Raw genomic sequence first — 25,073 nt, forward strand, 5'->3', positions numbered from 1 at the left:
AAATCAAAATTATGGCGATTACCAAACAATATTTAAAAACAAAGCCTATTTGTAAAGTTACTTTTGTTGTTCCAGCAAAGGAAGCTGCATCTGTAAGTGTTGCGGGAGAATTCAATAATTGGAACACGGAAGCTACCATGCTTAAAAAATTGAAAAATGGGAATTTCAAAGGAACAATTGATCTTCCAAAAGACAACCAATTTGAATTTAAGTATGTAGTTGATGGTGAGTGGACTAATGAAATAGAAGCAGATGGGTATCAATGGAGTGATTATGCTTCTGCAGAAAATAGTTTATTGATATTATAAACAAACTACAATAAAAAAAGGTGTTGAGGGTTATTCTACAACCTCAACACCTTTCCAAAATGCAACATATCCTTTAATCTGTTTTGCCAGATCACTGGTTTCTGGATAATACCAGGCTGCATCCTGATTCTCTTTTCCATCTACCTCTACCGTATAGTATGAAGCTACACCTTTCCAAGGACAGTTGGTATGAGTATTACTTGATTTAAAAAATTCTTCTTTTATCGCCTCTGGCGGAAAGTAGTGATTGTTTTCTACTACTTTTGTTTCATTACTTTCGGCAATGACTTTGCCATTCCAAATTGCTTTCATGTTTTATCTCTTTATAATTATTTACTCTACACTTTTAATTTTGGTAAGTAAATAGTCTTTATAATCCATATTTTGATCAGCAAAAGACTTACTAATCTCTAACCCTGATTCTTCTGCCAACCATTTTACAATATCATCATCGTACTTTTGAGAAATTTCAGTATGAATACTTTCCCAGGCTTCAAAATGAACTTGTAATGACAGATCATCGATATCTACGGTTTGTTTTTCTGTACTTACCAAATAACTCTTAGCCGTTCCACTTTCGGGATCATAGGTTTCCCAGTGCATGAACTTATCAAGATCAAAATTTGCATTGAGCTCTTTATTAATTCTTGTAAGTACATTTTTATTAAAGGCTGCTGTTACACCAGTTTTGTCGTTATAGGCATCCAAAACTTTCTGAGGATGTTTCTTTTGATCAAACCCCATTAACACCAGGTCATTTGGATTCATAGCATTACACAATTTCTTTAAAAATTGAATAGCTCTTTGGTGCAACAAATTACCAATGTTGGATCCCAAAACCATGATTACCTTTTTACGGTCACTAAGTTGTTTTAAACGATCCAACACTTCGAAATACTCCCCTATTTCACCATTCACACCTATTCCTGGCATTTCATTAGCAAGATCATTTACCAAACCTTCAACTGCATTTTGACTAATATCAATGGGCACATAGGTAAAATCAAAACCTTTATCACTTAATTCTTTAAGCAAAACTTTTGTTTTCTTCCCATCTCCTGCACCTAATTCAATCAAATCAAAGCCCTCCTGATTTGCATCAAAGCTTTGGACAATTTCCGATCTATGGGTTTCAAAAATCTCATATTCTGCTCGTGTAAGATAGTACTCTGGCAGCGCCATGATTTGCTGAAAGAGTTTATCCCCTATCTCATCATAAAAGTATTTTGACGATAAATATTTAGGAAAGGTCGTAAGCCCTTCGCACACTTCCTTCTCGAAAGTAGAGATTTGTACTTTTTGATCTTTAGTATTCATAAAGGGTAAATTATTTGCATTTCACTAATCTGAACCCAGTGAATTGCCATCTAAGATGAGGGTGAAAAAAATTACGATATGTGGGTCGGGTATGGTTTTGAGGGGTTGCTACAGACCCTCCACGTAATACTTTTTGATTAACCATAAATTTCCCATTATACTCCCCCAGGGCTCCTGGAGCTTTGGTATAATTAGGATATGGTAAGTACGCACTTTCTGTCCATTCCCATCGGGTTCCCCAATTAAAAGCTGACTGTGCTACCTCCCATTCAAATTCTGTAGGTAGACGTTCGCCTCGCCATTGCGCAAAGGCAAAAGCTTCATAATAAGAAATGTGAGTAACTGGGGTGTCCGGATGAATATCAGAAAGACCTCGTAGTGTATATTGTTGGAATACACCGTCTATTTTATGCCAATACAAAGGAGACTCTACATTTTCATTCTGCAACCAATCCCAGGCCTCTGCATGCCACAATAAACTATTTTTATATCCACCATCTTTGATAAAATCGAGGTATTCTTTATTTGACACCAACGTGTTACAAATTTCAAATTCAGAAAGAAAGACTTTATGTCTCCCTAATTCATTGTCATAGCAAAAATCTGTTCCTTGATGTCCTATTTCATAAACACCTTCTTCTATACCAATATACCTTGTCGGAACATCTGGAACGCGATGCTCTGTAAACGTATCATTATACTTGGGCAGTAAAGGGTTATTCCCTAGAATGTATTTGATATCGGTTAGTAGTAATTCCTGATGCTGTTTCTCATGATGAATCCCCACTTCTACCAATTCTTGTATATGTTCTTCATCATTCTCCTCGAGAAAAGTCTGTAAATGCGTTGTTACATGATCTCTATACTCATATATCTCACTCACTGTTGGACGGGAAAGATTCCCTCGATTGGTTCGAACTACTCTTTTACCTACACTTTCGTAATAACTATTAAACACAAAAGCATACTCTGGATGAAATCTTTCGTATCCCGGTACATATTTGGACAAAATGAATTCCTCAAAAAACCAGGTTGTATGCCCCAAATGCCATTTGGGTGGCGAAACATCAACAATGGGTTGCACCACATAATCTTCGGTTTGGAGGGGAGCACAAATTTCTTCGGTATCTGATCGGGTCTTTAAAAAGAGGGTAAGTAAACTATCTGTAAGAATCATAAAAAAAGTGTACACGACTTACGAATACACTCAAATTTACAGATTTTTATAATTCTCTACTCTCAAACAAGGTTAATCCCTTGTTAAAATATATTGAAACTTACTCTGGTTTTACAAAGGTAATCGGGACTTCATAGGCAACTGCGATCGGCTTATTACCCCATTTTCCTGGCTCCATCTTTGGTATAGCACGTATGATACGAATAGCTTCTCTTTGTAAATATCTATGCGCTCCGTGTACATCTAACACCTCTACTTTTCCCTTTTTATTGATAATAAACTCCACCGTTACTGTTCCTGCAAGACCTTCATTCAAAGCAATTTCTGGATACTCGAAATTCTGGATAATATGAGTTCTAAGCTTACCATCAAAACATTGTACTGGCGTTTGTCTAGACCGTTCGCATTTGGGCCAGATGGGAGAAATACCCTTTTCGTTAGCATTCTGTTGGGAGAGGACTAACCCGTCCTGTCCAAAGGATATGCTTGTAAACAAAATACATAGTATAAGTAGTAGTTTTTTCATAATTTATAGTTTTTAGTTTAGGGCTTAAACTGCTACCGCTCCTTTGATATGAGGGTGCGGATCGTAGTCTACAAGTTTGAAGTCATCAAAAACGAAGCCAAAAATATCTTTCACCTCCGGATTGATGATTATAGTTGGTAATTTTCTCGGTTCTCTTGAGAGTTGAAGCTCAAGTTGTTCCAGGTGGTTATTATATATATGGGCGTCTCCAAATGTATGAATAAACTCTCCTGGTTCATATCCACAAACCTGAGCCATCATCATTGTAAACAACGCATAAGATGCAATATTAAAAGGCACTCCTAAAAAGATATCTGCACTTCGCTGATAAAGCTGACAAGACAATTTTCCGTCTGCTACATAAAATTGAAAAAAAGCATGACAAGGAGGAAGTGCTGCTTTGCCATTGGACACATTATCTGAAAAAGATATACTAGTGTCTGGAAGCACGCTTGGGTTCCAGGCCGAAACTAACATTCTTCTACTATTCGGATTATTTTTTAAGGCCTCTACAACCTCTTTAATTTGATCAATTTCGTCTCCATTCCAATTACGCCATTGGTATCCATAAACAGGTCCAAGGTCTCCATTTTCATCGGCCCACTCATTCCAGATACGCACACCGTTTTCCTGAAGATACTTTACATTGGTATCTCCTTTCAAAAACCATAATAATTCGTGTATAATTGATTTAAGGTGTAGTTTTTTGGTAGTAACCATTGGAAACCCTTCACTGAGATCAAACCGCATCTGGTAACCAAAAACGCTTTTTGTCCCGGTTCCGGTTCTATCTCCCTTTTCATTTCCATTTTCAATCACATGACGTACAAGATCAAGGTACTGCTTCATATTCCTCCTACAGTTTGTGTTAGTTTTTTTGTTTGTTAGTTAAGTGTGTTTCAAATATACAAAAAATAGGATACCACGTATCGTTTAATACTTTGATTAAGGGTTAGTTGTACAATAGTTTTCAACAATAACGATATCGACGAGCGTTTATCCGATAATCATACCCGCTATAGTAGCTGAAAGCAAAGAAGCTATAGTTCCTCCAAGAAGCGCTTTCATCCCAAATTCTGAGAGGGTTTTACGTTGCCCTGGAGCCAGGGAACCTATACCTCCAATCTGAATACCTATAGACGCAAAATTAGCAAATCCACAAAGCATGTACGTAGCCATAATCACCGATTTATTATAGGTGAGATGCAAAGGGTTTGCTGGATTCTTAAGATCCGCAAGTTGTATATATCCTACAAACTCACTAGCAGCTAATTTAATTCCTAATAACTGCCCCATAAGCATCATATCTTCCTTGGCAACTCCTATAATCCACATCAATGGTGCGAATACGGTACCAAGAATAGCTTCTAACGAAAATTTATCATAAGGAGTATACTCTGCAATAACCGCATCTAGCGTAGTAATTTCTCCTATCCAACCCAAAATCCCATTAAACATGGCTATAAAAGCAATAAAAACCAAAAGCATTGCTCCTACATTTGCTGCAAGTTTCAACCCTTCGGTAGTACCATTAGCAATAGCATCAAGTATATTGGATCCAATTTTATCTGCGGAAACTTTCACATCAGTATCAATCGCTTCTTGTTGCGGATATAATAATTTAGATATCACTATAGCTCCAGGAGCTGCCATTACGGAAGCTGCAAGAAGATGTTTAGCAAACTCTAATCGCAACACTGGATCATCACCTCCTAAAAAACCAATATATGCAGCAAGTACACCTCCAGCAACTGTGGCCATACCACCAACCATCACCAGTAAAATTTCTGACCGCGTCATTCTTTCCAAATACGCTTTGATCATTAAAGGAGCTTCTGTTTGCCCCAGAAAAATATTCCCCGCAACACTCAAGCTTTCTGCTCCAGAAATCCCCATCAATTTGGTAAGCACCCAGGCCATCCCTTTTACCACCACCTGAATAATTCCTAAATAAAACAATACCGAAGTCAATGCTGAAAAGAAAATAATAGTTGGTAAAACCTGAAAAAGGAAAATAAAACCATAACTATCAACATTCATAAGTCCACCCAACAAAAATTCACTTCCTGCTCGGGTAAAATCAAGTATATTAACAAAGATCTGCCCTACAAATTCGAAAGCAGCCTGTACAAATCCGATTTTTAAAACTCCGATTGCCAACAGCAATTGAGCACCTAATCCAATACCTACTGTTTTCCAGTTAATCGCTTTTCGGTTATTACTAAACAAATACGCAATAATTAAAAGCACTAACATACCAATTACCCCGCGAATTAAACTGCTAACAGAAAATCCTTTACTCGGAACCAAACCATCCACTTTGGCAATTACTGGTTGCTCTTCTACTTTTTTACTTAGTAATGAATACGAAACTCCGCCTTTGGACAAAACCAAGGTTGAGTCTGTAAGTGAAGTAATCCTATACTTTACTATAGAATCTTCTGCGGTTTCTGGAAATAATAGAAGAATATTATTCTGTTGAATGTAATCTCCATCCAACACATTGGATTTCTTATCGAAAGAATACGAAAAGCTGTTTTCATCAAACTGAATGTAATCCCCGTCTCCAGGAACAAAAACACCTTCAGAATCTCCATTAACTTTATCCAGATCCCACTTCTTTTCTAGGGATTGTGAGGATACTACTGTAAAAACAAAAAATGAACATAGAAAAGCAAGTAGTTCTCTTTTCATAAAAATAGAAGTCATAAAAAAACAATTAGATCCCTTTTTCGTATTGATGAGTTACCCTCTTTTAGAAATTTCATCTCTAATTCTTGCTGCCAATTCGTAATCCTCATTAGCAACAGCTTGTTCCAACATGCGATTCAACTCTTCCAGAGAAAGATCTTTATAGCTAGTTTCTTTACCCACCATTTCTACATCTTCAGAAACTAACTCATCCACCAAGAGGCTTTCGGGGTCATTTTCATCGTCTTTCTTAGGATTTACTTTCAAATAAATCCCTGCCTGATCCAAAATATTTTTATAGGTAAATATAGGTGCCTGAAAACGAAGTGCTAATGCTATAGCATCACTGGTTCTAGCATCAATAATCTCTTCTATTTTATCTCTTTCGCAGATGATGCTAGAATAAAACACTCCATCTACCAATTTATGAATGATGACTTGTTTGACTACAATATCAAATCTATCTGCAAAATTTTTAAAAAGATCATGTGTAAGAGGACGAGGAGGTTTTATTTCCTTTTCCAAAGCAATTGCTATAGACTGTGCTTCGAAAGCGCCAATTACGATAGGCAATTTTCTTTCTCCATCCACCTCGCTCAAAATCAACGCATAGGCCCCATTCTGGGTTTGACTGTAAGATATTCCTTTTATATTCAGTCGAACTAAACTCATAGATACATTAATAAAAAAAAGGCTGTTTGAACAAACGGACTTTTACCTAAGTTCAAACAGCCCTTAATCGAGCACAATTTATGAAAATTATGCGTTATTCGACTTAAATTCCTTTAATTTTTCAATAAGTTTAGGCACTACTTCAAACGCATCTCCTACGATTCCGTAATCCGCAGCTTTGAAGAAAGGTGCTTCAGGATCGTTATTAATAACCACTTTAACTTTACTTGCATTAATCCCTGCAAGGTGCTGAATAGCTCCCGAAACTCCGATAGCAATATATAAGTTAGACGCTACTGGTTTTCCTGTTTGCCCAACGTGTTCACTATGTGGTCTCCACCCCATATCACTTACTGGCTTAGAACATGCAGTTGCCGCTCCAAGTACATCGGCCAAGTCCTCTATCATATTCCAATTTTCAGGACCTTTTAATCCACGACCACCGGAAACAACGATCTCTGCATCAGCAATAGACACTTTATCTGTGGCCTTATCAACTGCAGTTACATTTACTCCAAAATCCGCATCAGATAATGAAGGCGAAAACGCCTCTGCAGCACCTGCACCAGATGCTTCTTTAAGACCAAATGCATTATTAGACAATCCTACCACTTTAACATCTGTATTAATTTCAGTGATATTGAATGCTTTATTAGTAAATGCCGTTCTTTTCACTGTAAAAGGCGCTGCACTTTCTGGCAATGCTACTACATTCGAAGCGTATCCTGCATCCAAATTAACAGCTACCAAAGGGGCTAAAAACTTACTATCAGCAGTAGAACTAACCACCACTACTTTTGCACCTTCTTTTTCTGCAGCTTGTTTAATAGCATCGGCATATGCTTTTGCATTAAACTCAGTTAATTTATCGTCTTTTACTTCCAATACCTTGTCAACTCCATATGCTCCTAATTCGCTAGCATCTCCTCCGTTAATGCTTACAGCAGTTACGGTACCACCCAACATATTCGCTACTTCTTTGGCATAGGATGCAACTTCAAAAGCTGCTTTTTTAAATTTTCCTCCTTCGCTTTCTGTATATACTAAAACTGACATATTTTTTTCTTTTAAATAGCTTTTGCTTCGTTATGTAATAAATCGATTAATTCCTGTACGTTGTCAGGAGAAACTAACTTAACGTCACCTTTTGGCGCAGGTTTCTCAAACTTTACAGCTTTTGTTTCCTGCCCTGCCTCTACAGGCTCTACAACAGTAAGAGGTTTTTTACGAGCCATCATGATACCTCTCATATTAGGAATTCTAAGATCGCTTTCTTCTACTAATCCTTTTTGTCCTCCTACTACCAAAGGTAATTTTGTAGTAGAAGTTTCTTTACCTCCATCGATCTCACGAATTGCAGTAGCCGTGTCTCCTTCGATTTCCAATCCAATACATGTATTTACAAAATTCGCTCCTGTTAAAGCCGCTACCATACCAGGCACCATTCCTCCATTGTAATCAATAGACTCTCTACCTGCTATTACCAAATCATAACCACCATCCTGGATAACCTTTGTCAATTGTTTTGCTACATAAAACCCATCGGTTGCTTCGGCATTTACTCTAATGGCATTGTCTGCTCCAATTGCCAAAGCTTTACGCAATGTTGGTTCAGTTTCAGGACCACCTACATTAACAACATCTACAGATGCTCCTTGTTTTTCTTTAAACCACATAGCGCGAGTAAGTCCAAATTCATCATTAGGGTTGATCACAAATTGCACCCCATTGGTATCAAATTTAGTATCACCATCCGTAAAATTAATTTTGGAAGTTGTGTCAGGCACATGGCTAATACATACTAATATCTTCATTTTATATAGGTATTTTTTGAGAATTTAATAATAAATGCGAAGGTACAAATAAAAAGTCTAATTTACTATGCATGCATAATAAATTTTTTAATTTTCAGGTCTTACTAAAGGGTATTAATTGCTACTTTTGCCTTTCGTGTAGCACAAAAATAACATATATATCTATGAAAACGATACAATTCAGAGAAGCAATTTGTGAAGCCATGAGTGAAGAGATGCGCAGAGACGAATCTATTTATTTGATGGGAGAAGAAGTAGCAGAATATAATGGAGCATACAAAGCAAGTAAAGGAATGCTTGACGAATTTGGACCAGACCGCGTTTTGGACACTCCTATCTCTGAATTAGGTTTTGCAGGTATCGGTGTTGGTAGTGCTATGAATGGTAATCGACCTATTATCGAGTTCATGACATTTAACTTTTCGTTGGTAGGTATTGATCAAATTATCAATAATGCAGCAAAGATGCGCCAGATGAGTGGCGGACAATTTAATATTCCAATTGTGTTTAGAGGACCTACAGCTTCTGCAGGTCAATTAGGAGCTACCCACTCGCAAGCTTTTGAAAACTGGTTTGCAAATACTCCTGGTTTAAAGGTAGTGGTACCATCAAATCCTAAAGACGCTAAAGGCCTTTTGAAATCTGCGATTAGAGATAATGATCCTGTGATCTTTATGGAGAGTGAACAAATGTACGGGGATAAAGGTGAAGTTCCTGAGGGAGAATACACCATCCCATTAGGAGTTGCAGAGCTTAAAAGAGAAGGAAATGATGTTACTATCGTTTCTTTTGGTAAAATTATCAAAGAAGCTTACAAAGCAGCAGACGAATTAGCAAAAGAGAACATCTCTTGTGAAATCATCGATTTAAGAACGGTTCGTCCTTTGGATTTGGACGCCATTTTTACGTCAGTCAAAAAAACAAATCGCTTAATTATTCTTGAAGAAGCATGGCCACTGGCAAATATTGCTTCTGAAATAACATACCAGGTGCAATCTAACATTTTTGATTACTTAGACGCACCTATTATCAAAATTAATACAGCAGACACGCCTACTCCATATTCTCCTGTATTATTAGAAGAATGGCTTCCTAACAGCAAAGATGTTGTTAAAGCTGTAAAAAAAGTGATGTATAAATAAAATAAAGCGCTTATTTTGCGTTCATCAATTTTAAGCTACCGTCAAAAAGTGGCCTAAAAATTGATGATGTGATCCACTAACTATCACAAGTATTAATTTTAATAACTTTGGATGAAACATTTGATTTTAGGAGGAATATTAACGCTATTTAGCTGTTCCTTTCTTCTTTCGCAAACTAAAGTTGGTGGTCAAGTATACGACAGTAATAAACAACCAATTCCTTTTGCCAATATTGTATTTGTAAACTCTACCGTGGGTACAATTACCGACGAGAACGGTAGGTTTTATATGGAATCTGATGACAATCACTCGAGCATCAAGATTTCATTTATTGGTTTTGAAACGAAAACAATCAAGCTGACCAAAAAGGTGACCTATAATATGGAAATCACCCTGGCAGAAGAAGCCGCTGCCCTGGACGAGGTTGTAATTTATAAAGGAAAAACTTCTAAAAAGAACAACCCAGCCATCGATATCCTCAGAAAAATATGGAAAAATCGAAGGGTGAATGGAGTAAAAAAATTCAAACAATATCAATACGACAAATATGAGAAATTGGAATTTGATCTGAACACCATTGACAGTGCTTTGATCAACAGTCGTATTTTTAACGGTATGGAGTTTATCTTCGATGATGTTGATACTTCTAGGATTACAGGAAAAACATATCTACCGATTTTCTTAAATGAAGCCATATCCCAGGTTTATGGTGATAACACTTCCAATGATTACAAAGAAGTTCTGAAAGGAAATAAAAATGCAGGTTTTAGTGATAACCAAACTCTAATCGCCTTTGTAAAAGACTTATATTCGGATTATGATGTTTACGATAATTATTTAAAGTTTTTTGATAAAAGTTTTACCAGTCCGTTATCCAGAACCGGAATCGATGTATACAACTATGTGCTTTCAGATAGTGCTTATATAGACAATAAGTGGTGTTACAACATTGTATATTATCCTCGTCGAAAAAATGAACTTACTTTTCAAGGGGACTTTTGGGTAAACGATACCACATGGGCCATTAAAGACATCAATCTCGAAGTTACCAAAAGTGCTAATATCAACTGGGTAAAAGATTTATATATCGAACAAGAGTTTGACGTGCTTAATGACTCCATCTTTTTGATCACCAAAGATTATTTTCAATCTGACTTTGCGTTTAGCAAAAAAGAAAAATCCAGAGGAGTTTACGGAAAAAGAACTACCCTTTATGACAACTATAAATTTGATGTCAAAAAGAACAAAAAGTTTTATAAAACTCAGGTAGACCCTTACGATCAGGATATTTACAACCGAGAAGATTCTTTCTGGCAAAACGCTCGAATGGAAGAATTAAATAAAGATGAGAAAAAGGTTTACAAGCTGCTTGATACGCTAAGAACTGTAAAAGCTTTTAAACGTCTATATAATATAGGTACCATACTGGCATCCGGTTACGTAGAATTTAATGGTTTTGATTTTGGACCTTTATTCTCTACAGTTGGATTTAATGCTATTGAAGGATGGAGAGTTCGTGCTGGTGGGCGTACTTATTTTACACCTAATGACCGCTGGCGTATAGAAGGATATGGAGCTTATGGTTTTAGAGATAACAAATTTAAATACGGCGTTTCAGGAAAATACCTGGTAGATCGTAAATCTAGGTTAATTGTCTCTGCCGGAAACCGAAGAGATGTCGAGCAGCTCGGTGCAAGTCTTACCAATACGAATGATGTAGAAGGAAGAAGTTTGGCTTCTTCATCGATTGTAACCACTGGAGATAATACGAGATTAACCTCGATTAACCTTTCTGCATTTTCTATGCAAATAGAACCACGAAAGAATTTCACTTTTGGGGTTACAGGCTCATTTAGAACCCTAAAACCTGCAGACCGTGCTTTGTTTAGTCTCGATTTTATTGACGAAGACACTAACGAACTACGTTCAGAAATTAAACAGACCGAAATCTCTACGCAACTCGCCTACACTCCGGGAAGAAAGACCACTGGATACGGAGTAGATAGAATCACAGTAAACGACGGGGATTTTGCTACACTGTTTCTTAATTACAGCGTTGGAGTTAAAGGAATACTAGAAAGTGATTTTGATTATCAAAAAGTACAGTTTTTCTATAGACAACCTTGGAATATCGGTGGTTTTGGAGTTTTAAACAGTTCACTCGAGCTTGGAAAAACATATGGAGAAGTTCCCCTAGGGCTATTGAGTGTAGTTCCGGGTAACCAAACTTATTTATCAATTTACAATACGTTCCCCCTACTCAACTTTTATGAGTTTGTTACGGACACCTATGCTTCTTTACACTTAGAACATAATTTTAATGGTAGGATATTCTCGAGAATCCCTTTATTAAGGAAGTTAAACCTTAGGGAATTAGTAGGAATTCGAGGAGTTTGGGGAGAACTATCCGAAGAGAACCTATTATTAAGTGCTCCTTCCAACGAAATTTTGATTGCTCCAGATGATGAAGTCTATTGGGAATACAGTTTTGGTGTAGGAAATATTTTCAAGATCTTCAGAATTGATTTCCATTTTAGAGGGAATTATTTCGATAATCCAGACGCTAGAAAATTTGGAGTTACAGGATCATTCGGGTTTTACTTCTAATTCTTTTTTGCTTTTTAATCGTATGTTTTTTTGAATTTTCTGACATTAGAAAACGTTATAGTTTATCTTAACATTAAAATTTTCGTATTTATTCAATATTTTTTGCGATAAATTTTAACTAACCCCTTGTAATACCTATCTTTGCCGCCCATTAAATGAAAACAAAAATTATGAGCGCAGCTACCAAAGAAAGCTTTGACGTACTGATTGAAATTCCAAAAGGGAGTCGTAATAAATATGAATATGATTTTGATATAAAAAAAATACGCTATGATCGTATGATATTTTCTTCAATGATGTATCCTGCAGATTATGGTTTTATTCCAGAAACAATGGCACTAGATGGAGACCCACTAGATGTTTTGGTTTTGGTTACAGAACCTACTTTTCCTGGTTGTGTAATGGAAGTAAAACCAATTGGTGTGTTTCATATGACAGACGAAAAAGGGCCTGACGAAAAAATTATCTGTGTACCAGTTGCCGATCCAATCGCAAATCGCCTAGCAGATTTAAAAGAAATGAACCCGCATTTGATCAGCGAAATCGAACATTTCTTTCAAGTATACAAGGATTTAGAAAAAAAGAAAGTTGATGTAGGTGGATGGGGTAATATCGATGAAGCCAGAGAAATCATCAAAGCTTGCGTAAAGCGCTTTGAAGATATCGAAAACAAACCAGAAGGATTGTTTAGTATTCATTAAGTTTTGATTAAAAAAACATAAAAAAGCTCAATATTTTCTAATTAATATTGAGCTTTTTGTATTTAGGGTATTTTTACTACTTTTAGCGACTAATTAACTTAAAATATATTTATGGAATCAAACATGATCTTCGTGCCAATCGCATTGGCTATTCTGGGGCTACTTTTTATGTTTATTAAAATGGCTTGGGTAAAAAAGCAGGCTCCGGGAAATGAAAAAATGCAGGGCATTTCAAAAAGTATCAAAGAAGGAGCTCTGGCTTTCCTGGCTGCAGAATATAGATTATTATTAATTTTCGTAGTTATTGCTTCAGCTGCACTTTTTGGTATTTCGATGATAGTGCCTACTACAAGCTGGATGATTGTTCCGGCTTTTGTTTTTGGTGCTATTTTCTCTGCTCTTGCAGGAAACATCGGAATGAGAATCGCTACCGAAGCGAACGCTCGTACTGCCGAAGCAGCAAAAACTAGTCTCCCGCAAGCATTGAAAGTATCTTTTGGAGGCGGAACGGTTATGGGATTAGGAGTAGCAGGACTGGCAGTTCTAGGATTGAGTTTGTTTTTCCTTTTCTTCACTTCGCAATTCATGGATAATGAAGGATCTTTCTATACCAACATGACTATCGTTCTTGAAGCATTAGCTGGATTCTCCCTGGGAGCAGAATCTATTGCATTATTTGCACGAGTTGGAGGTGGAATTTACACCAAAGCTGCTGATGTAGGTGCTGATCTTGTTGGTAAAGTCGAAGCAGGGATTCCTGAAGATGACCCTAGAAACCCAGCTACTATTGCAGATAACGTAGGTGATAATGTAGGTGATGTAGCCGGAATGGGTGCCGACCTTTTTGGTTCTTACGTCGCTACGGTATTAGCAGCAATGGTTCTTGGTAATTATGTAATTCGAGATATGTCTGCTACCACTCAGTTCACAGATGACTTTGGGAATATGGGACCTATCTTATTACCTGTAGTAATTGCGGGAGTTGGTATTCTGGCTTCGATCATCGGAACGTTTTTGGTTGGCGTTAAAAATAACGATGCCAAAGAAGCACAGGTACAAAAAGCACTGGATCTAGGTAACTGGGTGGCCATTGTACTTACCGTTGTAGCTAGTTACTTCTTAATACAATACATGCTTCCGTCTACCATGCAAATGAACTTCTTTGGAGAAGGAATAAAAGAAGTATCATCGATGAATGTATTCTATTCAACACTTATTGGTCTTGCAGTTGGAGCGTTGATTTCTATAGTAACTGCATATTATACTAGTTTAGGTAAAAAACCAGTTCTTGATATCGTACAAAATAGTTCAACAGGTGCTGCAACGAATATCATTGCAGGTCTTGCCGTTGGGATGAAGTCTACATTCTTATCCGTTATTTTATTTGCCGCTGCGATCTTTGGATCTTATGCCCTTGCTGGATTTTATGGTGTAGCCTTGGCTGCTTCAGCGATGATGGCTACTACGGCTATGCAGTTAGCGATTGATGCGTTTGGACCAATTGCAGATAACGCAGGAGGTGTTGCGGAAATGAGTGAATTAGAAGATCATGTACGTGAGCGTACCGATATTCTGGATTCAGTTGGTAATACAACAGCAGCCGTTGGTAAAGGTTTTGCAATTGCATCTGCTGCATTAACAGCATTAGCTTTATTTGCAGCGTATGTAACATTTACCGGAATTGATGGAATTAACATCTTCAAGGCAGACGTTCTGGCAATGTTATTTGTTGGAGGAATGATTCCTGTTGTATTCTCTGCATTAGCCATGAAATCAGTAGGTAAGGCTGCCATGGAAATGGTGCAAGAGGTTCGTAGACAGTTTAAAGAAATTCCTGGGATCATGGAAGGGACAGGTACCCCAGAATATGCAAAATGTGTAGATATATCTACCAAAGCAGCATTAAGAGAAATGATCCTTCCAGGATTGATCACTATCATTACTCCAATCATTATCGGACTTTTATTTGGAGCTGAACCTCTAGGTGGGTATATGGCCGGTGTTTGTGTATCTGGTGTAATGTGGGCAATCTTCCAAAACAACGCAGGTGGTGCTTGGGACAATGCCAAAAAATCTTTTGAAGCAGGAGTAGAAATCGATGGTGAAATGACTTACAAAGGATCTGATGCGCACAAAGCTGCGGTAACAGGAGATACTGTTGGAGATCCATTTAAAGATACTTCTGGACCATCAATGAACATTTTAATCAAATTAACATGTTTGGTAGGACTGGTAATAGCTCCTATATTAGGTGGACATACTGAAGAAGATACGGTAGTAGCAAAAGAGACCATTGAAGTTATAGAATCTGTACCGGAAAAGAGTACAGAAAATGATGCAAAAGAGATTCAAATCACTTCTATTGCATCTCCTTCAAAATAAAAAATCTTAAAATTATAACGTACAACCCCGCTCTTTTTGGCGGGGTTGTTTATTTTTATACTAAAATCTATCGTTTTCTAGATGTTTAAGAAAAAAGCTTTGCGGATTAATACTTATCTTGGATATGGCACGAACACTCTATTCCGTGCCACCGGAAGAGCTCTAGAAGACGAGAATATAGATTTTAGCACGAATCAACGAATTTCAAAAACATTACGAAACATTTATCGTCAATTTGAAAGTGATGAAGTCAGAAACGTATCCATAATTATTACACTCCCCGATGGTACCATCTTAGAAACAAAAACGGATCATGAAGGATATTACAATTTTACAATAGACACCTCTTCTTGTAAAGATCATCTAGATCAAAACGGTTGGTTCCCGTATAAAGTATCTTATAAAAGCGATGAAATTAGAAAGGAAATCATTGATGATAATGAATTTCCAAGTCAAATGCTTATCCCCTCCACCAAAGCAGAATTTGGTATTATCAGCGATATTGACGACACTATTATCCATACTGGAGTAGCTTCCTTTTTTAAATGGAGAGTCATTGCAAATACCATCTTCAAAAATTTTGATAAAAGACAAGCTATTGAGGGAACAGTAAAGTTCTACAAAAAACTACAAGAAGGCACCAATACAACACCCGAGAATCCGTTTTTCTATGTTAGTAACAGTCCTTGGAATTTGTATGATTACTTAAGTGCATTTTTCAAAAAAAACAATTTTCCAAAAGGCCCTATCCTACTTCGAGATTTTAGAACTCCTTTTGATAAGACACCGAAACCAAAAATTCCGCATAAAAAATCAGAAATTCTAAATCTACTGCAAACTTATCCAAAAATGAAATTCGTTTTGATAGGTGATTGTGGAGAAAAGGACGCCTATATCTATCGAAAAATAGCTGAAGATTTTCCTGGTAGAATTCTGGCAATTTATTTGCGAAGTGTAAATCACAGAAGAAAAGAAAAGCGCATTCAAAAAATGATGAGCACTTTTACATCCTGCCCTGTTTTGTTGGTTCGAACCTCTGATGAGGCTCTTGACCATGCCAAAAAAAATGGTCTAATCCATTAATTTTTTAAGCTTCTTACTTCCGAAGTTAATACCTGCATTGCTTCTTGTAGTTGTTTGATACTTGCATTATCAGAATTGGCATCTACATTAAAACTGAGCTTACTATTGACCTCCCACAACTCCACGATCTGATGCGCCTTAATAGTATAGGGTAAATATTCTGGGTTCAAAGAAACCAAAGTAATGGTCGAAGCATCCTCATTCTTTCGAATCTTTTTTACAACAACACTATCTTCCAGAACAATCACACATATCACATTACTTCCTATTTCTGAAAGATTGTTGATTGCCTTTCCTATCACCCATTCTTTTGGCTCCAAAACAGGTATCATGCTATCTCCCTCTACCTGAAAACCTCTGTATGTAGCATTTCTATACTCTGGTAAAGGAATATCAAAAGCCGGCAATTGTTGATACCAGTCTAAATCCTGAACATTATGCGGATATCCTGCTGCTGCTTTTACATTGACCAACACGATATTTTCATTGTTCTGCGGATCTACAGTGACCACTTTTGGAGATACATCCCCATGTTCCAGAGCTATTTTCTTTTGATTACTTTCCCCAAATAACCACAACGGATTGATACTAAATTCCTGCAGCAATTTGGCTACTACTTTACCAGAAATTTTTGTTTTGCCTCTTTCGATATCTGCTGTAGAGTTTTTGATATCCAAGACTTTGGCAAAATCTGATTGGGTATAATGATTCTCTTCGCGAATTTGTTTAAATCGCTTAACGGTTTGGTCAGTCATTTTATCCATAAAATCAGGATTTAAATTTTTATCTCATAAATACACCTAGGAGTTTGGGATAACTAGTAACAAATATACGAGATTTTGGAATAATTCCAATTTTAACATAAATAAATTTTAAATTATATGGAATTTTTCCATAAATTTGGAAAAATTACTACTAAACATACCACCCATGTCAACACAGACCATCGCTTTACATCAAAAAGTCCCTGAAAAAATCATTAAGCATTCCTTGAACAACAAACTTGAAGTGATTCATAGTTTAGAAAAAAAATTGAATGAAAAGGGATATCACTTTTTACAATCGCAAACCATAGGACGATATCATTTCGACTTCTTTTGTCCTAATCTTCGTATTGCCATAGAGATAGATGGCTATGCTCATGAGTTTACAGATATTTACAATCTAGATGCACCAAAAAAATTATTTATTTCTTCCTTAGGAATTACCGTATTGCGATTTACTGATCACCAGGTATTGGTAGATATGGATGAGATCTTGCGAACAATCAGACAACAAATAAAATCTTCGAACACGCCTTATGTCGTTTGATCGCATCAAAGAAAAACTTTCCATTCTAGCAGACGCGGCAAAATATGATGTTTCGTGTGCCAGTAGTGGAGGCAAAAGAGCGAACACCAACAAAGGCTTAGGAAACAACACAGGTATGGGTATTTGCCATAGCTATACCGAAGATGGTCGCTGTGTATCGCTATTAAAAATATTAATGACCAATCATTGTATTTATGATTGTGCATATTGCGTGACCAGAAGAAGCAATGATATTAAAAGAGCGGCTTTCAAAATCCAGGAAGTAGTAGATCTTACCATTAATTTTTACCGACGAAATTATATAGAAGGGTTATTTTTAAGTTCTGGGATTTTCAAAAATGCCGACTATACGATGGAGCGCCTAATTCGAGTTGCTAAAAAACTACGATTAGAAGAAAATTTCAACGGATACATTCACCTAAAATCCATACCAGGAACCAGTGACGAACTGATGCGTGAAGCAGGTTTGTATGCAGATAGATTAAGCGTAAATATTGAAATCCCCACTATTTCTGGATTAAAACTGCTGGCTCCAGAAAAGAAACATGAGGATTTTATCAAACCTATGAATAAGGTAAGTACCGAAATTACCAAATACCAATCTGAACGAAAAATCATTAGAAGCACCCCCAGATACGCTCCAGCCGGACAAAGTACCCAAATGATTATAGGAGCGACGGGAGAAAGTGATTGGGACATTATTCGATCTGCTACATATTACTACAAAAAGTTTAATATGCGTCGTGTATATTATTCTGGTTACGTACCTGTTTTATCTGATGCTAGATTGCCATCTTTAGGGTCTCAAGTCCCTATGCTTCGTGAAAACAGATTATATCAAACCGATTGGTTACTTCGGTTCTATGGATTTTCTGTTCAGGAGATCGTTAATTCCCAACATCAAAATCTGGATCTGGATATCGACCCCAAATTAAGTTGGGCCTTAAGGAACCTTGAGCACTTCCCTATTGATATCAACACCGCCGATAAACGCATGTTGGCAAGAGTACCAGGAATTGGGATGACTTCGGTCTCAAAAATTATTCAGGCAAGAAAGTTTAGACGACTTAATTGGTCACACCTCAAAGCTATTGGTATCGCACTTAATCGGACGCAATACTTTATTGTTTGTGATTCAAAAGACTTCTACACCAAAGAATACTCACCTGAAACTTTAAAACAAAAAATACTAAAAAATAGCAGTACAAAGTATAAGAAGTACTTTGATGGGCAACTAAGTCTATTTTCCTAAAAAAGATCGGTACTTATGAATCCAACTACAAATTTACAATACGACGGAAGTTTTGATGGGTTCTTAAGTTGTGTATTTGCCGTTTACGAACAAAAAATTTCAGCTCCCGTTATTCAAAAAGAATTTCAAAATACTGCTGATTTTTTTGCCACCACAGAAACCATATTTACCAACGAACAAAGAGCAAAAAGAGTATGGAAAGCATTTTGCAAAAAAACAACTTCTAAAGAGCAAAAAGATGTTTTCAAGGTTTTCCTAAGCGAAATTAAAGGAGTAGAGAACACCATATTAAGATATATACAATACACCTTTAAAAATGATTCCTCTAAAGGCATCGATTTCGGTAATAAGGATATTCTCAAAATTAGCCAAGTAGCACGGATGGTTGATCGGGAAAAACACAGGATGGAGGCATTTGTAAGATTTCAATTGACTACCGATCAAATCTATGTTTCAACGGTAGAACCTGACTTTAATGTATTGCCATTGATCATCAATCATTTCAAAGATCGATACGCAGATCAAAAGTGGTTAATTTTTGATATGAAACGCAAGTATGGAATCTTTTATGATTTAATTTCGGTCGACACTGTCACTTTTGAGCATAAAGAAGAGCATATTCTCAAAAAAATATCCGACAACTACGATGATAAAGAAAGTGAATTCCAACAGTTATGGGATACTTATTATAAAAATGTAAATATCAAATCCAGAAAAAACACCAAACTTCATCTTCAACACTTACCCAAAAGGTATTGGAAATATCTGACTGAAAAAAAACCTCAATAACCTTCATTTCTACTCTATTTACCACAGTTTACCTGTGAAAACACCACAAAAAACAGGCTGTTTTAATCATAAAGTGTGGATTTTTTCCCCACCAATATTTTCAAAAAAACGAAATAAAACACTATGTTTGACGTTAAGTAACCAATTAACTATATCTATTTATTATGAAAAAATTTTTTCTAGGAGCTTTGGCTCTAATGTTCGCTGTATCGGTAACATCTTGTAGAGAAACTGCTAATAAAGCAGAAGAAGCTGCAACTGAAGCTGCAGCTGAGGCTACTGAAGCTGCTGAGGCCGCAACTGAGGCTGCTGGTGAAGCAGTTGAGGCTGCAAAAGACGCTGCTGATGAAGCTGTGGATGCTGCAAAGGATGCTGCTGGTGAAGCTGTAGACGCTGCAAAAGACGCTGCTGGTGAGGCAGTAGATGCTGCAAAAGATGCTGCAACTGACGCTGTAAAAGAAGGTACCGAAAAAGCATCAGATGCTGTGAAGGATGCCTTAAAACAGTAATTACTGTTATAAGATTAAAAAGAAAGCCATCTCAATTGGGATGGCTTTTTTATTTTCTCAATCCAACCATTGGATCTTGTTTGCTATAGGTTCTCTTTTCGACTCCAAAGGTTCTTGTTTGTCATAGTTCCCAACATAAAACAACCCTAAACAACGTTCCCCTTCTTCAAAGTCAAAAAACTCCCCCATATAATCAATCAACTTTGGGCTACTCCAATAACATCCCACATCGTGAGCAGCACAGGTAAGCCACATATTTTGTACTGCCATTGCCGTTGATGCTACCTCTTCCCACTCTGGTACCCTTTCTTTCAAGTCTCTTTGCATACATATCGCTATAATTACATTGGCAGATTTGCAATTATTGATAATTTTTTTGTGCTTAAAAGGTGAAAAATCAATATCCGGAGTAATATCGGTGTAGGTATCCGACAAAAATTTACCTAATCGATCTTTAGCCTCTCCCCTCAACACTTTAAACCGCCAAGGTTCTGTTAATCGATGTGTAGGAGCCCAGTTCGCATTTTCTAAAAGTTCATTGACTAACTTGTCTGAAACTGGAATATTATTATATTGTGGAGGAAAAACGGACCTCCTGTTTTTGATAAGTTCACTAATATCCTTCATACAATTTTGTTTTCTGTAAAGTTACCACTATTATTTAGACCAATTCTAAAATACAAAGTTAAATACCTATTGTGAATCCAAAAGTTAGACTAAACATTTCTGAACAATTAGATGACCTATCCCTTTCTGGTAAAGTCCTTGAAGACACCTTATCTAGCTTAGGAACTATCAATTCAATTTTTGGAAATCATCGACAGCTAACCCGATCCGTACTGAAGTATTGTAGCAACAAGAAGTATAAAGAAAATATTCATATAGTGGATTTGGGATGCGGCGGTGGAGACAGTCTGCGTTATCTTTCCAAACAACTACTGCAAAAGAATATTAACGCATCATATACCGGAATCGATGGGAACCCTAAAAGTATTGAGTTTGCTAAAAAAAATACCCCTCACCAAAATTCCATACAATTTTTGGTTGCCGATATCCTCTCTCCTACATTTGAAATTCCGGAATGTGATATCTTAATTAGCAGCCACTTTATATATCATTTTGATAATCAAAAACTTGCAGATTTTTTAAAAAAAATCCAGCCCAAAAACGTAAAACATATTATTTTTAGCGAGTTGTATCGAAGTCCTATAGCTTATTTTCTCTTTAAAATTGCTAGCCGTCTTCTCCCCATTTCAGAAATGGCAAAAAAAGATGGTTTAGTAGCAATTCAAAGAGCATTTACCAAAAAAGAACTTGAAATGATCATTCGACAAGGAAACGTAGAAGATTATATTATACGGAAAAAACCTTTTTTCAGAATGATCGCAACCCTTGATCTACCCTCATAAACATGAAACAATTTTTTACAAACCAACTTCAGACTCTGAAAAGCACACCTAAAACACTTTTACTTACCTATATCATTATTTATTTCTGTTGGGGACTAGGTATGAATCAGTTTGGTGCAGAAATGGAGATTGCCCGATTTTCGTATTGGTGGCAAGTCATTACATGTTATATTTTATACATGGTACCCATTTCTATACTGCTCAAAGAGTACAGCTTTTTTAATCAATATGCATACGGATTGGTTGCCATGGGTATTTTGGAGTTTTTAGGATATTGGCTACAAACCTCTTATGTCTATCCAAACAACATATTGGATCAACTGTTTAACCCACAAAACTTCAGTTTGGGAATGGCATTATTTTTTGCATTGTATTTTCCTGCAGGGAATTGGCTGGTAGCCAAAGTACACCGACTTATTTTTTAGGAACAAGAACAAATTGTTGTTTACCTTGCTTTTTTACTCGGTATCTACTAGCGATATCACCAGCACCTTCTACATCACAGGTATCATCGATATAATCAATCCAATCCTGACGATCTACAATGGCATTATCCAAAATAGCATCGGTTAGCTTGGCTTTATCAAATTTAGCCCCCCATAAGGTAGCTTCTGAAAGATCTGCTCCTGTAAGGTCCGCTCCGTACAAATTGGCATGGGTAAGATCCGCACTTAATAGCTCTGCCCTTTTAAGGTTTGCCTGATGTAGTTTTGACCTTTTTAGATTCGCATCCGAAAGATTAATTTTACTCATCTCTGCTTCCTTAAGTTCTGCTCTTTCGAGATTAGAAGCAGGCATTTGTGCTTCAGTGAAATTAGCGTAGTTCAATCGTGCGTATTTTAAATTTGAACCAGAACCTAAATTTACTTTCTTGAGATACGTATAGTCAAAGTCCGCAGAGTTTAGGATATCCTGTGATGATTCTGCTCCCAAGTCACTTTTCAAAATACTGAAAAGCAATTGACCTCTTTCTGGACTAACCGGTGTTTCAATCAGTTCACCATCTTCTATAAATTGATAAGGTTTCATGGCCATGCATAATCCAATAATCCGAGCTTCTAGAGTCTTACTAATGTTACGCCCACCGGATCCTTTGTATTTTAATTCTTCATTCAGATCAGCCAATACATCCCCCATTACAAAAACTAAAGAGGATCTTCTATCCGCCTCGACCAAATTATTTTGACTGGTGATCAGTTTATTCTGATTGACTAATAGTTTGGTTTGAAAAATTAAAACCGCTGCAGGAATTACTCCTACCATAAACGCAAACAGTCCTATACGAGTAACTCTCCATATCACACTAGAAGAAACATCAGAAACTGTATCTACAGATACCGTTTTATACTCTTTATACTCATTAATTGCGTTGCTAATGCTCTTTTTAAGACGTTTCCCAAAGAGTGGAGTACTTGATTTTTTGAGCAACCATAGCCTAAATCTTTTCTTCTTTTGTTTTCCTTGACTGATCTTATCAAGCTTATCCTGAAGAATCTTATTTTCGGTTTTTAACCTTTCGATATATTCTTGTTCGTTGTTCACTTGTCTAGGGGATTTGGATTTTAAACGCTTAAGATATAAAAGATATTATGACATAAAAAAAGAAAGCCTGATTTATCAGGGATAAAAAAGGCTTTCTTCAAAACATAAAGGTATCCAACAAATACTGAACTTAATTTAAGTACGTTGCGATATCACTAGCGATATCTTCGACCAGTGAGGATTTTTCTTCTTCATCAATCTGATTTACAATTTTGATTAGTAAATGCACATATCCTTTTACATATTCCCTTTTAAACTCATCGCTCACGTACTCTTTACCCTCAACCACAATGAACGTAATCAAGTTTCGTATGATTAATCTTATTTCGGCAATGCTCAAATCCTCTTTCATCTTATTGATTTTTAGAACTTTCCGATGGAAAATGTGGTTAAAGAGGTATTAAAGTACTTTTGGAAACCATAAAAAAAGAAAATGAGGCGTAATTAATCCGCGATTTTCGATAAAAAACACATTTCATCGTTTTTTGAGGAATTGACATTTACCCTTCTTATTTATTACTTTTGTAATAGATCCAACCAAATACAAAGCTTCTATGAAAAATGTATTTTTTTATAGCATACTCATTTTATTGACTTTTATTTCCTGTGGTAAAAACGAAAAAGGAACCACCTCAACCTCCTCGTCTGCAGAAGAGGAAACCGGTGTAGTCATCAAAGACACCTTATTTTATCTGTATGAAACCACTGCTCAATCTTCGGATCAACAAGAAGTAAACTTAAATGTCATTTATCGATTTATCGTAAAAGGAGCCGCCGAAGAAACTATTGAAGAAAAAACAATCGAAGATCTTAATACCACTGAGATCAAACCCGCAGTAACCGAATATCTAAGAAAACTGATCAAAAAATATCCCAAAGCCGATTTAAGAACACTAAAGGATCAGATTGAGTTGTCTAAAATCAATAAAAATTTAAGCAATAAACATCCGGTAGAAATCATAAGTCTCAAACCCACCGTAAAGTTTAAAGAACTCATCATTAAATAGATAACTTATATCTATAGTATAAGATAGTATATACAACCAAAAAGCCCTGAGAAAACCTCAGGGCATATAAGGACTTTGAATACGGAATATCTTTGGCTAATCCCAATAATCAAAATTTCCCTTATTGCAAATTAACAAAAAGCACGCATCAAAAGCAAAAAGTGCTTAAAAATACACTGCTTTTGATGCGAAAATGACAATTCTGATTCTTTTGCTACCGTAGGAAAAGAAAAAAGGATTTCATTTTTATAAAATACTTTCAATCGTAGATAACACCAAATTACCTCTGTTCTTTCAAAAATTGACATCTGTGTCATAACCAACCCTAAGAATTTAACAGAAACAAAAAGGTCATTCACAGAAAAAATTTAATCTAGACCAAATAAAGTCAGAATATTATCCATGTAGACGTAAAGAATATCAAAAACAGATTGAATAAAGACTTTGGTTCAAATACGGTATCCGAACCTATGCAGACCTGATTTTCTTTTTTATGCCTGCTTTGATTTCTTTATTTGTTTACACATAAGAATATCAGACATAACCCATGAGTGTCGTTAAAAGTTCTGGGATATATATTATTTTTTAAAATCATTTTAATTATGAAAAAATCCATTTTAAAATTAGGTAAGGCTTTAACCAAAGTAGAACAAAAAAAAGTAACAGGAGGAATACGAGAATGTCAACAATTTATTCATGGTACTACTCCCCAATCTTGTCAATCATTAAACGGACATTATTTCTCTGATGGAAGATGCCTGGTTACTATACCAAATTGTGGCCCAACTCTATCTTACACTTCTTGTTAACTTTTCCTAAATGCCTTGTTGAGCT

The 25,073-nt window shown here is 36.3% G+C and carries 27 protein-coding genes; 14 read left to right on the forward strand and 13 right to left on the reverse strand.

The annotated features are described in order from the left end of the window. Window positions 1–11: 11 nt before the first annotated feature. Window positions 12–308, forward strand: coding sequence for an isoamylase early set domain-containing protein (locus tag BUE24_RS08320; protein WP_073315544.1), 297 nt, complete (start codon window positions 12–14; stop codon window positions 306–308). Window positions 309–338: 30 nt separating this feature from the next. Here BUE24_RS08320 and BUE24_RS08325 read toward each other — a convergent pair whose 3' ends face one another. The 9 genes from BUE24_RS08325 to BUE24_RS08365 form a co-directional block, all read right to left on the reverse strand. Continuing rightward, on the reverse strand, window positions 339–620 hold the full coding sequence (locus BUE24_RS08325) for a DUF427 domain-containing protein (RefSeq protein WP_073315545.1): 282 nt from the start codon (window positions 618–620) through the stop codon (window positions 339–341). Between the two features lie 21 nt (window positions 621–641). Then, on the reverse strand, window positions 642–1,625 hold the full coding sequence (gene egtD, locus BUE24_RS08330) for an L-histidine N(alpha)-methyltransferase (protein WP_073315546.1): 984 nt from the start codon (window positions 1,623–1,625) through the stop codon (window positions 642–644). Between the two features lie 10 nt (window positions 1,626–1,635). Continuing rightward, window positions 1,636–2,802, reverse strand: coding sequence for an ergothioneine biosynthesis protein EgtB (egtB, locus tag BUE24_RS08335; RefSeq protein WP_073315547.1), 1,167 nt, complete (start codon window positions 2,800–2,802; stop codon window positions 1,636–1,638). 100 nt (window positions 2,803–2,902) lie between these two features. Next, window positions 2,903–3,328: an energy transducer TonB gene (locus BUE24_RS08340; RefSeq protein WP_073315548.1), complete on the reverse strand. Its 426-nt coding sequence runs from the start codon at window positions 3,326–3,328 to the stop codon at window positions 2,903–2,905. A gap of 24 nt (window positions 3,329–3,352) precedes the next feature. After that, on the reverse strand, window positions 3,353–4,177 hold the full coding sequence (locus BUE24_RS08345; protein ID WP_073315549.1) for a thymidylate synthase: 825 nt from the start codon (window positions 4,175–4,177) through the stop codon (window positions 3,353–3,355). Between the two features lie 147 nt (window positions 4,178–4,324). Further along, window positions 4,325–6,037 (reverse strand): nucleoside transporter C-terminal domain-containing protein, encoded by a 1,713-nt coding sequence (locus tag BUE24_RS08350; protein ID WP_425290159.1) that lies wholly within the window; start codon window positions 6,035–6,037, stop codon window positions 4,325–4,327. Window positions 6,038–6,073: 36 nt separating this feature from the next. Continuing rightward, on the reverse strand, window positions 6,074–6,691 hold the full coding sequence (locus BUE24_RS08355; RefSeq protein ID WP_073315550.1) for a bifunctional nuclease family protein: 618 nt from the start codon (window positions 6,689–6,691) through the stop codon (window positions 6,074–6,076). An 87-nt stretch (window positions 6,692–6,778) separates the two neighbouring features. After that, on the reverse strand, window positions 6,779–7,747 hold the full coding sequence (locus tag BUE24_RS08360) for an electron transfer flavoprotein subunit alpha/FixB family protein (RefSeq protein ID WP_073315551.1): 969 nt from the start codon (window positions 7,745–7,747) through the stop codon (window positions 6,779–6,781). Window positions 7,748–7,758: 11 nt separating this feature from the next. After that, complete coding sequence (locus BUE24_RS08365; RefSeq protein ID WP_073315552.1) at window positions 7,759–8,505, reverse strand: electron transfer flavoprotein subunit beta/FixA family protein; 747 nt, start codon at window positions 8,503–8,505, stop codon at window positions 7,759–7,761. A 164-nt stretch (window positions 8,506–8,669) separates the two neighbouring features. On the opposite strand from BUE24_RS08365, the gene BUE24_RS08370 reads away from it, so the two are divergent. From BUE24_RS08370 to BUE24_RS08390, 5 genes are all read left to right on the forward strand, one after another. Further along, window positions 8,670–9,647, forward strand: a complete 978-nt coding sequence (locus tag BUE24_RS08370) for a pyruvate dehydrogenase complex E1 component subunit beta (RefSeq protein WP_073315553.1) — start codon at window positions 8,670–8,672, stop codon at window positions 9,645–9,647. A 111-nt stretch (window positions 9,648–9,758) separates the two neighbouring features. Then, complete coding sequence (locus tag BUE24_RS08375) at window positions 9,759–12,254, forward strand: DUF5686 and carboxypeptidase-like regulatory domain-containing protein (protein ID WP_073315554.1); 2,496 nt, start codon at window positions 9,759–9,761, stop codon at window positions 12,252–12,254. 170 nt (window positions 12,255–12,424) lie between these two features. Continuing rightward, window positions 12,425–12,955, forward strand: a complete 531-nt coding sequence (locus BUE24_RS08380; RefSeq protein ID WP_073315555.1) for an inorganic diphosphatase — start codon at window positions 12,425–12,427, stop codon at window positions 12,953–12,955. Between the two features lie 111 nt (window positions 12,956–13,066). After that, a complete protein-coding gene (locus BUE24_RS08385) occupies window positions 13,067–15,337 on the forward strand; it encodes a sodium-translocating pyrophosphatase (RefSeq protein ID WP_073315556.1) in 2,271 nt (756 codons plus the stop codon). Between the two features lie 81 nt (window positions 15,338–15,418). Beyond that, window positions 15,419–16,420 carry an App1 family protein phosphatidate phosphatase gene (locus BUE24_RS08390; protein WP_073315557.1) on the forward strand — a complete coding sequence of 334 codons (1,002 nt, stop codon included), beginning with the start codon at window positions 15,419–15,421 and terminating at the stop codon, window positions 16,418–16,420. On the opposite strand, the gene BUE24_RS08395 is transcribed toward BUE24_RS08390, so the two are convergent. Further along, window positions 16,417–17,184, reverse strand: coding sequence for an XRE family transcriptional regulator (locus BUE24_RS08395; protein WP_244548134.1), 768 nt, complete (start codon window positions 17,182–17,184; stop codon window positions 16,417–16,419). The genes BUE24_RS08390 and BUE24_RS08395 overlap by 4 nt on opposite strands. Window positions 17,185–17,350: 166 nt before the next feature. Here BUE24_RS08395 and BUE24_RS08400 point away from each other — a divergent pair, with 166 nt between their 5' ends. From BUE24_RS08400 to BUE24_RS08415, 4 genes are all read left to right on the forward strand, one after another. Further along, the gene (locus tag BUE24_RS08400) at window positions 17,351–17,731 is read left to right on the forward strand and encodes an endonuclease domain-containing protein (protein ID WP_073315558.1); all 381 of its coding nucleotides are present in this window, start codon (window positions 17,351–17,353) and stop codon (window positions 17,729–17,731) included. Then, window positions 17,721–18,983: a putative DNA modification/repair radical SAM protein gene (locus tag BUE24_RS08405; RefSeq protein ID WP_073315559.1), complete on the forward strand. Its 1,263-nt coding sequence runs from the start codon at window positions 17,721–17,723 to the stop codon at window positions 18,981–18,983. Before BUE24_RS08400 ends, BUE24_RS08405 begins: the two co-directional genes overlap by 11 nt. 15 nt (window positions 18,984–18,998) lie before the next feature. Next, window positions 18,999–19,772 carry a TIGR03915 family putative DNA repair protein gene (locus BUE24_RS08410; RefSeq protein WP_073315560.1) on the forward strand — a complete coding sequence of 258 codons (774 nt, stop codon included), beginning with the start codon at window positions 18,999–19,001 and terminating at the stop codon, window positions 19,770–19,772. A gap of 164 nt (window positions 19,773–19,936) precedes the next feature. Further along, entirely contained in the window at window positions 19,937–20,281 is a 345-nt protein-coding gene (locus tag BUE24_RS08415; RefSeq protein ID WP_073315561.1) for a hypothetical protein, read from the forward strand. A gap of 57 nt (window positions 20,282–20,338) precedes the next feature. Here BUE24_RS08415 and BUE24_RS08420 read toward each other — a convergent pair whose 3' ends face one another. After that, window positions 20,339–20,908 carry a nitroreductase family protein gene (locus tag BUE24_RS08420; protein ID WP_073315562.1) on the reverse strand — a complete coding sequence of 190 codons (570 nt, stop codon included), beginning with the start codon at window positions 20,906–20,908 and terminating at the stop codon, window positions 20,339–20,341. A gap of 71 nt (window positions 20,909–20,979) precedes the next feature. Here BUE24_RS08420 and BUE24_RS08425 point away from each other — a divergent pair, with 71 nt between their 5' ends. Together BUE24_RS08425 and BUE24_RS08430 are read left to right on the forward strand one after the other, a co-directional pair. Continuing rightward, complete coding sequence (locus tag BUE24_RS08425; protein ID WP_073315563.1) at window positions 20,980–21,690, forward strand: methyltransferase domain-containing protein; 711 nt, start codon at window positions 20,980–20,982, stop codon at window positions 21,688–21,690. A gap of 2 nt (window positions 21,691–21,692) precedes the next feature. Beyond that, on the forward strand, window positions 21,693–22,115 hold the full coding sequence (locus BUE24_RS08430) for a hypothetical protein (RefSeq protein WP_073315564.1): 423 nt from the start codon (window positions 21,693–21,695) through the stop codon (window positions 22,113–22,115). Here BUE24_RS08430 and BUE24_RS08435 read toward each other — a convergent pair. Further along, window positions 22,105–23,232: a pentapeptide repeat-containing protein gene (locus tag BUE24_RS08435; RefSeq protein ID WP_073315565.1), complete on the reverse strand. Its 1,128-nt coding sequence runs from the start codon at window positions 23,230–23,232 to the stop codon at window positions 22,105–22,107. The two genes, BUE24_RS08430 and BUE24_RS08435, sit on opposite strands and share 11 nt — an antisense overlap. Before the next feature lie 130 nt (window positions 23,233–23,362). Then, entirely contained in the window at window positions 23,363–23,584 is a 222-nt protein-coding gene (locus BUE24_RS08440) for a hypothetical protein (protein WP_073315566.1), read from the reverse strand. A 202-nt stretch (window positions 23,585–23,786) separates the two neighbouring features. Here BUE24_RS08440 and BUE24_RS08445 point away from each other — a divergent pair, with 202 nt between their 5' ends. Both BUE24_RS08445 and BUE24_RS23715 read left to right on the forward strand, forming a co-directional pair. Further along, window positions 23,787–24,239, forward strand: coding sequence for a hypothetical protein (locus tag BUE24_RS08445; protein ID WP_073315567.1), 453 nt, complete (start codon window positions 23,787–23,789; stop codon window positions 24,237–24,239). Between the two features lie 602 nt (window positions 24,240–24,841). Then, window positions 24,842–25,048: a hypothetical protein gene (locus tag BUE24_RS23715; protein ID WP_139241944.1), complete on the forward strand. Its 207-nt coding sequence runs from the start codon at window positions 24,842–24,844 to the stop codon at window positions 25,046–25,048. The last annotated feature ends 25 nt before the right edge of the window (window positions 25,049–25,073 follow it).

The sequence above is a fragment of the Aquimarina spongiae genome (assembly GCF_900141785.1).
GTDB classification, from domain to species: domain Bacteria; phylum Bacteroidota; class Bacteroidia; order Flavobacteriales; family Flavobacteriaceae; genus Aquimarina; species Aquimarina spongiae.